General features: G+C 70.2%; 10 protein-coding genes. 2 read left to right on the top strand and 8 right to left on the bottom strand.

The genetic code is table 11. The features are described from left to right. Positions 1–72: 72 nt before the first annotated feature. Together ATL45_RS17300 and guaB are read right to left on the bottom strand one after the other, a co-directional pair. Entirely contained in the window at positions 73–1,203 is a 1,131-nt protein-coding gene (locus tag ATL45_RS17300) for a GuaB3 family IMP dehydrogenase-related protein (RefSeq protein WP_093155082.1), read from the bottom strand. A 164-nt stretch (positions 1,204–1,367) separates the two neighbouring features. Further along, positions 1,368–2,879 (bottom strand): IMP dehydrogenase, encoded by a 1,512-nt coding sequence (gene guaB / locus ATL45_RS17295; RefSeq protein WP_093155084.1) that lies wholly within the window; start codon positions 2,877–2,879, stop codon positions 1,368–1,370. Between the two features lie 253 nt (positions 2,880–3,132). Between guaB and ATL45_RS17290 the strand changes: the two genes are divergently transcribed. After that, positions 3,133–3,528 (top strand): DUF5319 domain-containing protein, encoded by a 396-nt coding sequence (locus tag ATL45_RS17290; RefSeq protein ID WP_170210508.1) that lies wholly within the window; start codon positions 3,133–3,135, stop codon positions 3,526–3,528. Between the two features lie 265 nt (positions 3,529–3,793). On the opposite strand, the gene ATL45_RS17285 is transcribed toward ATL45_RS17290, so the two are convergent. The 4 genes from ATL45_RS17285 to ATL45_RS17270 all read right to left on the bottom strand — a co-directional run bounded on the left by ATL45_RS17285 (position 3,794) and on the right by ATL45_RS17270 (position 7,912). Continuing rightward, the gene (locus tag ATL45_RS17285; protein WP_093155085.1) at positions 3,794–4,888 is read right to left on the bottom strand and encodes an anti-sigma-D factor RsdA; all 1,095 of its coding nucleotides are present in this window, start codon (positions 4,886–4,888) and stop codon (positions 3,794–3,796) included. Continuing rightward, positions 4,889–5,461, bottom strand: coding sequence for a sigma-70 family RNA polymerase sigma factor (locus tag ATL45_RS17280; protein ID WP_093155087.1), 573 nt, complete (start codon positions 5,459–5,461; stop codon positions 4,889–4,891). It abuts the gene before it with no gap. A gap of 454 nt (positions 5,462–5,915) precedes the next feature. Then, positions 5,916–6,512 carry a response regulator transcription factor gene (locus ATL45_RS17275; RefSeq protein ID WP_029536209.1) on the bottom strand — a complete coding sequence of 199 codons (597 nt, stop codon included), beginning with the start codon at positions 6,510–6,512 and terminating at the stop codon, positions 5,916–5,918. A 299-nt stretch (positions 6,513–6,811) separates the two neighbouring features. After that, positions 6,812–7,912, bottom strand: a complete 1,101-nt coding sequence (locus ATL45_RS17270; RefSeq protein WP_093155088.1) for a MerR family transcriptional regulator — start codon at positions 7,910–7,912, stop codon at positions 6,812–6,814. A 200-nt stretch (positions 7,913–8,112) separates the two neighbouring features. On the opposite strand from ATL45_RS17270, the gene ATL45_RS17265 reads away from it, so the two are divergent. Then, positions 8,113–8,418, top strand: a complete 306-nt coding sequence (locus ATL45_RS17265) for a WhiB family transcriptional regulator (protein ID WP_093155089.1) — start codon at positions 8,113–8,115, stop codon at positions 8,416–8,418. 172 nt (positions 8,419–8,590) lie between these two features. Here ATL45_RS17265 and groL read toward each other — a convergent pair whose 3' ends face one another. Beyond that, the gene (groL, locus tag ATL45_RS17260; protein ID WP_093155091.1) at positions 8,591–10,213 is read right to left on the bottom strand and encodes a chaperonin GroEL; all 1,623 of its coding nucleotides are present in this window, start codon (positions 10,211–10,213) and stop codon (positions 8,591–8,593) included. Between the two features lie 323 nt (positions 10,214–10,536). Continuing rightward, the gene (gene groES, locus ATL45_RS17255; protein ID WP_010316109.1) at positions 10,537–10,827 is read right to left on the bottom strand and encodes a co-chaperone GroES; all 291 of its coding nucleotides are present in this window, start codon (positions 10,825–10,827) and stop codon (positions 10,537–10,539) included. Positions 10,828–11,105 lie beyond the last annotated feature (278 nt).

The following is an 11,105-nucleotide window of genomic DNA, read 5'->3' as shown; positions in this document are numbered from 1 at the left end:
GGAGTCGAGAAAGCCTCTGAGGTTCCGCTACCCGCACCGCCACGCAGAACGAGCCTGGAACACCACTAGAAATCAGCCGCGGAGGGTGAGGCCGACCTTCTGGAACTCCTTCAGGTCGCGGTAGCCCGTCTTGGCCATCGCGCGGCGCAGGCCGCCGAAGAGGTTCAGCGTGCCGTACGGGTCGCTGCTCGGGCCGAACAGCAGCTTCTCCAGGTCCGCGTCCGAACCGGCGAAGCCGGTGATCTCGCTGCGCGGCAGGCTCGGGTGCGCAGCGGCCGCGGTCCAGTAGTAGCCCTGCGCCGGGGACTCCGTGGCCTCGGTCAGCGCCTCGCCCAGCATCACCGCGTCCGCGCCGCAGGCGATCGCCTTCGCGATGTCGCCGGAGTAGGCCAGCGCGCCGTCGGCGATCACGTGCACGTACCGGCCGCCGGTCTCGTCCAGGTAGTCGCGCCGCGCCGCGGCAGCGTCGGCGACCGCCGTCGCCATCGGCACGCCGATGCCCAGGACCTGGGTGGTCGTCGTCGAGCGGGACTGGCCGAAGCCGACGATCACACCCGCCGCGCCGGTGCGCATCAGGTGCATCGCGGTGCGGTAGTCACCGACACCACCGGCGATCACCGGCACGTCGAGCTCGGCGATGAAGCGCTTGAGGTTCAGCGGCTCGCCGTCCCGCGCCACGTGCTCGGCGGAGATGATCGTGCCCTGCACGACCAGCACCTCCACACCGGCCGCGAGCAGGTCCGGGGTCAGCTCCTCGGCGTGCTGCGGGCTGACCCGAGCGGCGACGGTGACGCCGGAGTCCTTGATCTGCTTCAGCGAAGCGGCGAGCAGGTCGTGCCGGATCGGCGCGGAGTGCAGCTCCTGCAGCAGGCGGATGGCCGCCTCCGGGTCGCTGTCCTCCTCCGCGGCGCGCACCACGTCGAACAGCTTCTGCTCGACGTTCTCGTGCCGCGCCCACAGCCCCTCGGCGTTGAGCACGCCCAGGCCGCCGAGCTCGCCGATGCGCACCGCCGTGGCGGGCGAGACGACCGCGTCGGTCGGGTGCGTGACCAGCGGGATGTCGAAGCGGTACGCGTCGATCTGCCACGCCAGCGACACGTCCTTCGAGGAACGGGTGCGCCGGGACGGCACGATCGCCACGTCGTCCAAGTCGTAGCCGCGCATCGCCGTGCGGCCCATGCCGATCTCAACCTGATCCCGCACGGTCAGTCCCTCCTCGTGGCACCGCTGTCCAACACGACATTCTCTCTACGACACCCGAGTGACGCGCAGCGGGGGCACCTAGCGCTGCGTGATCGCCCGAGCACAACCCCCGGACGCGACGCGGCCGCCGCGCTCGGGAGCGCGGCGGCCGGGTCGGTGGTCGGTCAGCGGCCGGTGTAGTTCGGCGCCTCGACCGTCATCGTGATGTCGTGCGGGTGGCTCTCCTTGAGGCCCGCCGCGGTGATCCGCACCAGCTTCGCGTCCTGCAGCTCCGGGATCGTCGTCGAGCCGGTGTAGCCCATGCCCGAGCGGAGACCGCCGACCAGCTGGGCGACGACCTGCGACAGCGGGCCGCGGAACGGTACCCGGCCCTCGATGCCCTCCGGCACCAGCTTGTCCTCGGAGAGCACGTCGTCCTGGAAGTAGCGGTCCTTCGAGTAGGACTTGCCCTGGCCGCGCGACTGCATCGCGCCCAGCGAGCCCATGCCCCGGTAGACCTTGAACTGCTTGCCGTTGACCAGCACCAGCTCACCCGGCGCCTCGGCGGTGCCCGCCAGCAGGCTGCCCAGCATGACCGAGCTGGCACCGGCGGCGATCGCCTTGCCGATGTCCCCGGAGTACTGGATGCCGCCGTCGCCGATGATCGGCACACCGGCGGGCCGGCAGGCCATGCTCGCCTCGTAGATCGCGCTGATCTGCGGCACGCCGACCCCGGCGACCACGCGGGTGGTGCAGATCGAGCCCGGCCCGACGCCGACCTTCACCGCGTCGGCCCCGGCGTCGATCAGCGCCTGCGCGCCCGCGCGGGTCGCCACGTTGCCGCCGATCACGTCGACCGAGTTGCCCAGTTCCTTCTTCAGCGTGCCGACGGTCTCCAGCACCGCGCGGGAGTGGCCGTGCGCGGTGTCCACGATCAGCACGTCGACGCCGGCGTCGACCAGCGCCATCGCGCGCTCGTGCGAGTCCGCGCCGACGCCCACCGCGGCGCCGCACAGCAGCCGGCCGTCCGGGTCCTTGGTGGCGCTGGGGTACTGCTCGGTCTTGACGAAGTCCTTGACGGTGATCAGGCCGCGCAGCTTGTCCGCGCCGTCCACGATCGGCAGCTTCTCGATCTTGTTGCGGCGCAGCAGCCCGAGCGCGGCCTCCGCGGTGACACCCACCTGCGCGGTGATCAGCGGCGCGGGCGTCATCACCTCGCGCACGCGGCGCGTGAAGTCGACCTCGAAGCGCATGTCGCGGTTGGTGATGATGCCGACCAGCGTGCCGTCCGGGTCGGTCACCGGAACACCGGAGATGCGGAAGCGGGCGCACAGCGCGTCCACCTCGGCGAGGGTGTCGTCCGGCGAACACGTCACCGGGTCGGTGACCATGCCCGCCTCGGAGCGCTTGACCACCTCGACCTGGGAGGCCTGCTCCTCCACCGAGAGGTTGCGCTGCAGGATGCCGACGCCGCCCTGGCGCGCCATCGCGATCGCCATCCGCGCCTCGGTCACGGTGTCCATCGCGGCCGACAGCAGCGGAACGCGCAGCCGGATGTTGCGGGAGAGCTGCGTGGAGGTGTCGACGCCGCTCGGGATGACGTCGGACTCGTCGGGCAGCAGTAGCACGTCATCGAAGGTCAGCCCCAGCGTCGCGAACTTCGATGGGAGGCCGGGTGCGGTGAGTTCGCTGGTCATGGCGAGGGATGTGCCTTCCTTCACGCTACGGTCCACACACGGAGGATGCGGCTGGCTCGGTCCCCGGCGATCGCGTCGTCGACGGTTACGTCTGGTAACGCGGCATCGGCTTCGGGGATTCCCCCAATGATAGAGACCACAGGTCAGCGGCCGGTTGTCGCGTCCTGGCAGGCGTGCGCCACGCCACCCCGCCACCGGACAGCGGTGGACAAGACCGCCCCGACAGCCCCACGAGGTGGACGCAGCCGGTACCGTGCGGGCCGTGCCGCACGATCCGATGCCCCCAGACCCGTTCGCGGGCGACCCGGAAGATCCGAGCATGGCACTCGGCGATCACGACGACGCCGACGGCCCGCCACTCGGTGACGAGGAACGCGCCGAGCTGCTCGCCGACCTGACCGACCTCGCGGTCTACCAGGCGTTGCTCGAACCCCGCGGCATCCGCGGCATCGTGGTGGACTGCGCCGACTGCGGCGAATGCCACTACCACGACTGGGAGCTGCTGCGGGCCAGCCTGGAGCAGCTGCTGCACGACGGTCGCATGCGACCGCACGAGCCGGCCTTCGATCCCAACCCCAGCGAGTACGTGACCTGGGAGTACTGCCGCGGCTACGCCGACGGCGTCACGGAGAGCGAGACCACCCGCTGATCAATGACGGTTTCAGTGGCTGGTTTGCGTGGCGGCGCAAGTAGCGGAACCTCAGAGCCCGCCTGACTGCGGGATCCCGTTCTTATGTATGACCAATACACGGCAAACGGGCTGTCCTCGCCGGGCGACCTCTGAGAACCCGCGGCAGTGCCGGTTGCAAGGGTGGGCTATGCGCCTGCGGCGCATGCGGCTGGCGCCGCCCTGGCGATGGCTGAGTTGAACGAAAGAGGGGCTCCCGCGCGGGAGCCCCTTTTTTCGCGTCCGATCAGGGGTGGCTGGTGCCGCTGCTGTTGTTCGGGATCAGGCCGCCCCAGCTGCTCGACGGGTTCTCCGAGCTGCCGCTGGTCTCGCTGGGCGAGGTCGTCGTCTCCGTCGGGGTGGACGAAGTCGGCGGGACCGACGAGCTGTCCGTCGGTTCCGGCAGCTCCGAGGGCTGCGACGGCGACGGCGTCGAGGTCGGCGGTGTGGTCTGCGGCGTCGACTCGTTGCTGCTGGGCTGCTCGCCCTGGTCGATCCGCCTGGTCAGCGAAGCGTGCGCGGCCTGCAGGTCGGACAGGCCGTGCTCGTCGTCGATGACGCGCATCTGCTGCTGCGCCGACTCCAACGCAGCCTGCGCTGCCGGGCGGTTGCCGCGCTCTATCGCGCTTTCCGCCGTGTCCAGGTCTTCGCGCGCCGAGCTCGCCGCCTGCACCGCACGGGTGTGGTCGGAGTAGAGCACCTGCGCGACGCCCCACAGCATGTCGCCGGGCTGGGCATCGCGAGCAGCGACCCCGACCCCGGTGAAGCCGATCATCAGCACGGCTGCCGCGGTCGCGACCGGTACCAGGTGCCGCCGCTTGAGCCAGCGGCGCGGGCGCGCGCCCGACGAGATCGCGAGCGCCGCGGTCTCGACGTCGACCAGATCACCGATCGGCGAGGAGTCCACGTCCTGCCGCCAGGCCACCAGCAGTGCTTCCAAGCTGGGGCGTTCTCCGGCCGCGGGCACCGCCACGTCCGGGTTGGTGCCGCCGAGCGCGTCCAGCAGCGCGTCGTCGTCCTGCAGCGCGGCCAGGTCGATCGGCTCGTCCAAGTCGTCGTGGTCGACCAGTTCGCCGGAGTCGTCGGCACTGTCCCGGTCTTCCGGCCGCGACCGGAAGGCGAGCACCGCGGCGCCGTCCGAATCGGCGTCGCTTCGGGTGTTTTCGGACTCGTCCGAGTCGGAATCCCGACGGTTTTCGCTCAGTTCCGTTCCCTCGTCTGCGGGCTCCGCCGCGGGCACCACGTCCCGCCCGTCCGCCCGGGTCGAACGGTCTTCGTGCTGGCCGGACTCGACCGGGTCGCGTCCTTCCCGCTCCCCCTCGGGCCCCTTCCGCTCAGCCATTCAGACCACCTCCTCCGCGGACAGCGTCTTTCGCAGCCGGGCCAACGCGCGGTGTTGAGCCACGCGTACCGCGCCCGGCGTAGAGCCGACCGCTTCGGCGGTTTCCTCCGCCGACAACCCGACGACCACCCGGAGAAGCAGGATTTCCCGCTGCTTCGCCGGGAGGACGCGAAGTAGTTGCGCCATCCTGCCCGAGAGCTCACCTTGCATCGCCCGCTGCTCCGGACCGGCTTCGGACTCCGGGGTATCCGGAACGTCCGCCACGGGTTCGGAGCGGTTGCGGGCCAACGCCCGGTGCGCATCAGCCACCTTGTGCGCGGCGATGCCGTACACGAACGCCAGGAACGGACGACCCTGGTCCTTGTAGGAGGGCAACGCGGTCAGCACCGCGAGGCACACCTCTTGGGCCACGTCGTCCGCCGAAGCGAACGACCTCTCGTTTCGTCCGACTCTGGCGCGGCAGTACCGCACCACCAAAGGACGGATTTCGGCCAGCAAGCGCTCGATCGACTGACGATCGCCGTCGACGGCGGCGCTTACAAGAGCGTCCAGCCCGTCCCCCACGTTGGTCATCGCAGACAGCAGCCCTGGTGTTACGCGTTCAAGCGACTCGGATTTGCCAGGCGAACATCGCGTGCACCGCACGCCGCGCCGAGCTCACCGTACCGGCCGTTGGGCGCTCGTTGAACAGGGACTCGGGATCAGGGGCGGGCGTAGTCACGCATCCACATCTACCAGACGCCGAACCGGGCGGCGTTTCACCTGGTCATCGCGATCTTGCCCGGAAGGGGACGCCGATCGTGGAGCAATCGCGAGAGGGGCCGAGGTGGCATTTCGGGGCGTATCGCCGTTTTGCCGCCGAATACCGCTTCGGCCGTTATCCCCCGACTTCCGACAGGACTATGGCTCGCGTCACGCCGCCCGCCCGGGCGCGGTTCCGGACAACCGGGCGGTGACGCGAGCCACACTCACTTTCGTAACGTCAGCTCGCGCAGGGTCGGCAGCCCCGTCGGCCACCGGTGGCGGATCAAGCGACGAGACCGCGGCGGAAACCGTGCGCCACGGCCTGCGCCCGGTCGCGGACGCCGAGCTTGCGGAACAGCCGGCGCGCGTGGGTCTTGACGGTGTCCTCCGAGAGGTAGAGCTCGCGGCCGATCTGGCCGTTGCTCTTGCCCTGGCTCATGCCCCGCAGCACCTGGAGCTCGCGCTCCGTCAGCTGCACACCGGGGTCGGACGGCTGTCGGGGAGCGGGCACCGAGGTGCTCGCCAGGGTGTGCGCCAGCGCCGCGACCAGTTCCGGTCGCGAGGCGTCCCAGCGGAGGTAACCGCGAGCACCACCGGCGATGGCGGCAGCGATGCTGGCCGCGTCGTCGGGGGCGCCGAAGACGATCACGTTCGCTTGTGGGTGGGCCGACACGAGCCGTCTGGTGGCTTCCACGCCGTTCGGGACAGCGCGCTGGGTGCCGACCAGCACGACGTCCACGGCTTGCCGCGAGAAGCGGGCCAACAGCTCGTCGCCGTGGGCGACGCAATCGATTCGGCTCACTCCGGGGACAGCTGACATCACACGAGTGAGCCCTTCCCGGACGCTACGCCGGTCATCGCAGATCAGGACCGTCGTCACGGGAACTCCTTTCCTGCAGGCGGGTGACGTTCCACCTCCCCTATCGGACGCAGGGGCCAAAACCTTGACACGATCCGGTGCTTAATCCGTCAAGAAATTTCGCGGCCACCCCATCCGAGCGCCGTTCACCGGAACGGAGCAAGGAGGCGGGCAACTACCCCGTGCAGTCACCCATCACCCGTCATACCTGCAGTATTCACCCGATTGCGGCTCGTTGCGGCCGCGATTTCGCCCGTCCGCAGGAACTCGGCAACGCAGCCTCACACGATAGGTGTGAGTTAGGTCACACTAGGCTCAGGTCAGCCCAGGACGGTCTCCGAAACACGCGCCACAGCGGTCTCCAACGAGCCGAGGAGTTCCGCGTGCGCGGGCAGCGCCTCGGGCGACCACCCGGCACCGGCCACGAACGCCCGAGCGCGCTGCCGCGTGATCGGGATGTCCTCCAGCACCCGCGGGGCGGCGTAGTGCGGCTGGTCGGCCCACAGCACGACCGCGGCGGGCGCGGAACGCCGCACCGCGGCCGCCAAGCCCTCCCGGGGCAGCGCGGCGCCGAACAGGCGGTGCCCGACGCGGTTGGCGGCCAGCGCGGCAGCGAGCGCCACGAGTTCGAGCTCCTGCGCCTCGCCGGGCACCGGGGCGAGCACCACCGGACGCGGGTTGAGCGGGGCCGGAGCGTTCGCGATCACCGAACGCAGCGCCGTCGAGGCGCAGTCGACGAGCAGCTGGAGGACCTCGACGCCGGAGCCGGACCGCTGGCGGCGTTCGCTCACCGCGCGCAGGACGGGCTGCAGCATGCCCTGCCACGCGGCCACGACGCCGTCGGAGTCCATCGCCTCGATCAGCAGCCGCTGCACCGACCAGGAGTCCAGCGCGAGCGCCGCCCGCCCGAGCCCGCGAGCCTCGGGGCCCGCGCCGGTGAGCTTGAGGCCGCGACCGCCGGTGTTGGAGCCGCTGACCAGCTTGATGTCGTCCCCGCCGTCCAGCACACCGGACAGCAGGACGGGACCGTCACCGTTCTCCTCCGGCTGCTCGGCGACCTCCGGGGATCGCTGCGGCGGCGGCGCGGCGACGGTGCGCGCGTACCTGGCGGCCTCCATCGGCGAGGCACCGCGCAGCAGGGCGCGCTGCATCTGCTCTAGGCGCGCGATGTCGGCCGGCCCGTAGCGGCGGTGCCGTCCGCTGGTGTGGTCGCTGGGGCCCAGCCCGTAGCGGCGGTCCCAGGTGCGCAGGGTCGCGGGTGCGACACCGAGGCGGCGGGCCACCGCCGCGACGCTGAGCCGCGGCTCGTCGTCCCCGCCCGGCTCAGCGCCCTCCGAGGTGCCCAGTCGCCCCGATTCGTCGATCGGGACAGGGGTGTCCTCCCCGGGTGCAGGTTCCGGCCGCGTCGTCACGCGGGACATATTCCGGTTCCCGCCCGCGCAGAGCAAGCCGGTCGCGCAAACGATCACGTCTCCCGAAAAGATCACTCCAATGATGAACAAGTTTTGGCGCGATAAGGGTTGAACAAGTTTTGGCGCGGTTTTACGGTTGGATCATGCGAGGCTGCGGCGGGCCCGTCGCAGCAGGGGAGGGGATCCACCGGTGGGAGGTGGTTGTCGCAATGGCAGACACTCGACGTCTTCCAGGACCGAACGCCGATATCTGGGATTGGCAGATACGAGGCTCCTGTCGAGGCATGGACAGCGCGTACTTCTTTCATCCGGACGGCGAGCGGGGCCCGGCGCGAGCTCGGCGCGAGGCGAAGGCAAAAGAGGTGTGCCAGCACTGCCCGGTGATCGCCCAATGCCGCGCCCACGCGCTGGCGGTGCAGGAGCCGTACGGCATCTGGGGCGGGCTGTCGGAGTCGGAACGAGAAGTGATCATCAAAGCGCGCAAGCGCCAGCAGCTGGCGGTCGCAGCCAGCTGACCCGCTTGTGCTGATCGAGGCGCGCAGCGCCCCGGTCGCCGGAGTCGAATGACAACGAGGGGCGTCATTCGGCTCCGGGCGGGCGAGAACGAGATCGGGGCGGCACCCGTGCTGGGTACCGCCCCGATCTCGTCGTGCTCAGTTGTCAGCGGTCAAGCCGCCGGGTGGAACTTCAGTGGCCGTGCCCGTGGCCGTGGCCGTGACCGGCTTCGGCTGCCTCTTCCTCGGGCTTCTCGACGACCGCGCTCTCGGTGGTGATCACCATGCGGGCGATGGAGGCCGCGTTGGCGACCGCGGAGCGGGTCACCTTCAGCGGGTCCACGATGCCCGCCTGGACCAGGTCGCCGAACTCGTCGGTGGCGGCGTTGTAGCCCGAGCCCCAGTCGAGGTCGCGGACCTTGGACACCACGACGGCGCCCTCCTGGCCCGCGTTGGCGGCGATCCAGTACAGCGGCGCCTCCAGCGCGCGGCGCACCAGCTGAACGCCGGTGGCCTCGTCACCGGAGAGGCCGAGGTCGTCGGAGAGCACCTTGGCGGCGTGGATCAGGCTCGACCCACCGCCGGGCACGCTGCCCTCCTCGGCCGCGGCCTTCGCAGCGGCGACCGCGTCCTCGATGCGGGACTTGCGCTCCTTGAGCTCGGTCTCGGTGGCCGCGCCGACCTTGATCACCGCGACGCCGCCGCCCAGCTTGGCCAGGCGCTCCTGCAGCTTCTCGCGGTCCCAGTCGGAGTCGGTGGCCTCGATCTCCTTGCGGATCTGGTCCACGCGCTCCTTGAGGGCCTCGGCGGTGCCGCGGCCGTCCACGATGGTCGTGGTGTCCTTGGTCACGGTGACCCGGCGAGCCGAGCCCAGCACCTCCGGACCGGCCTCGGACAGCTTCAGCCCGACCTCCGGCGCGATGACCTGGGCGCCGGTGGCGACCGCCAGGTCGTCCAGGAACGCCTTGCGGCGGTCGCCGAAGAACGGGGCCTTGACCGCGACGACCTTGAGGGTCTTGCGGATCGCGTTGACGGCCAGGGTGGACAGCGCCTCGCCCTCGACGTCCTCGGCGATGATCAGCAGCGGCTTGCCGTTCTGCGCGATCTTCTCCAGCAGCGGCAGCAGGTCCTGCAGGCCGGAGATCTTGTCCCGGTGCAGCAGGATCTGGGCGTCCTCCTGGACGACCTCCTGGCGCTCGGCGTCGGTGACGAAGTGCGGGGAGATGAAGCCCTTGTCGAACTGCAGGCCCTCGGTGATCTCCAGCTCGGTGGCCAGCGTCGAGGACTCCTCGATGCTGATCACGCCGTCCTCGCCGACCTTCTCCATCGCCTCGCCGATCAGCGCGCCGATGGCCTCGTCGCGGGAGGAGACGGTGGCGATCTGGGCGATGTTGTCGCGGCCCTTGACCGGGGTGGCCTTGGCCTTGAGGGCCTCCACCACGGCGTCGGTGGCCGCCTGCACGCCCTTGTTCAGCGCCGCCGGGTTCGCGCCGGCGGCCAGGTTGCGCAGGCCCTCGCGGACCAGCGACTGGGCCAGCACGGTGGCGGTGGTGGTGCCGTCGCCGGCGACGTCGTTGGTCTTGGTCGCCACGTTCTTGGCGAGCTGGGCGCCCAGGTTCTCGAACGGGTCGCTCAGCTCGATCTCGCGAGCGATGGTCACGCCGTCGTTGGTGACCTGCGGCCCGCCGAACTGCTTGTCCAGCACGACGTGCCGGCCGCGCGGTCCGAGGGTGACCTTGACCGCGTCGGCGAGCTGGTTGACGCCGCTCTCCAGCGCGCGCCGGGCCTGCTCGTCGAAGGTGATCTGCTTAGCCATGGTTGCAACAGCCCTTCACAGGTGCCTGATCTGATCTACAGGGGGTCTTGGTTCTGCCTTTGAAGCGGCGCAGCCGCTTAGCCCACGCGCACAACCGGCACCGCCGCGGGTTCTCAGCGGCTTTCTCGCGAGGACAGCCCCGACGCCGCGTATTGGACATACGTCAGGACGGGATCCCGCAGTCGAGAAAGCCGCTGAGGTTCCGCTACCTGCACCGCTGCGCAAGACGAGTCCAGCGACAGTCCTTGCACCCCCGGACATGGGTCCGCCCCGGGGTCCCGCGGTCGGGACCGCCGGGGCGGCAATGCTTCACGCGTGGTGCGTCAGTTGACGACGGCCAGCACGTCGCGGGCGGAGAGGATCAGGTACTCCTCGCCGTTGTACTTGACCTCGGTGCCGCCGTACTTGGAGTAGATGACGACGTCACCCTCCTTGACATCCACCGGGATGCGGTTCCCCTTGTCGTCGACGCGACCCGGGCCGACGGCCAGAACCTTGCCCTCCTGGGGCTTTTCCTTGGCGGTGTCCGGGATCACGATGCCGGACGCAGTCGTCGTCTCGGCCTCGCTCGCCTGGACGACGATCTTGTCCTCAAGCGGCTTGATGCTCGCCACGGTGTGACCTCCACCTTCTGGGGCCTTCGAAGCGTTGTCTGGGTTAAGACGGCTCCGTGGCTCCCCGCCGTCGCGGGTGCCGGGGCGCTGCGGCGCCGTTCTGCTAGCACTCTACCGATGAGAGTGCCAACGCTCAACAACCACCCGCATCCCCCGATCGCAGGAGTGTTTCAGGCGCCCGCCGAGTCGGCACGCAGCGTGCTCGATCGACTTCGCACCGCGACCGCGGCGACCTCCGGTGCCGCCCACCTGGGATGTTGTGACAGGTGATCAGCTCT

It is taken from the genome of Saccharopolyspora antimicrobica (assembly GCF_003635025.1).
Lineage (GTDB): Bacteria > Actinomycetota > Actinomycetes > Mycobacteriales > Pseudonocardiaceae > Saccharopolyspora > Saccharopolyspora antimicrobica.
The sequence above is the reverse complement of the archived record's forward strand: the minus strand, read 5'-3'. Positions and strand labels throughout refer to the sequence as shown.

Excerpts from the sequence above, each read along its gene's own strand:
- guaB (WP_093155084.1), bottom strand. The coding sequence starts at position 2,879 with ATGACCAGCGAACTCACCGCACCCGGCCTCCCATCGAAGTTCGCGACG.
- ATL45_RS17285 (WP_093155085.1), bottom strand. The coding sequence starts at position 4,888 with ATGGCTGAGCGGAAGGGGCCCGAGGGGGAGCGGGAAGGACGCGACCCG.
- ATL45_RS17280 (WP_093155087.1), bottom strand. The coding sequence starts at position 5,461 with ATGACCAACGTGGGGGACGGGCTGGACGCTCTTGTAAGCGCCGCCGTC.
- ATL45_RS17270 (WP_093155088.1), bottom strand. The coding sequence starts at position 7,912 with ATGTCCCGCGTGACGACGCGGCCGGAACCTGCACCCGGGGAGGACACC.
- ATL45_RS17265 (WP_093155089.1), top strand. The coding sequence starts at position 8,113 with ATGGCAGACACTCGACGTCTTCCAGGACCGAACGCCGATATCTGGGAT.
- groL (WP_093155091.1), bottom strand. The coding sequence starts at position 10,213 with ATGGCTAAGCAGATCACCTTCGACGAGCAGGCCCGGCGCGCGCTGGAG.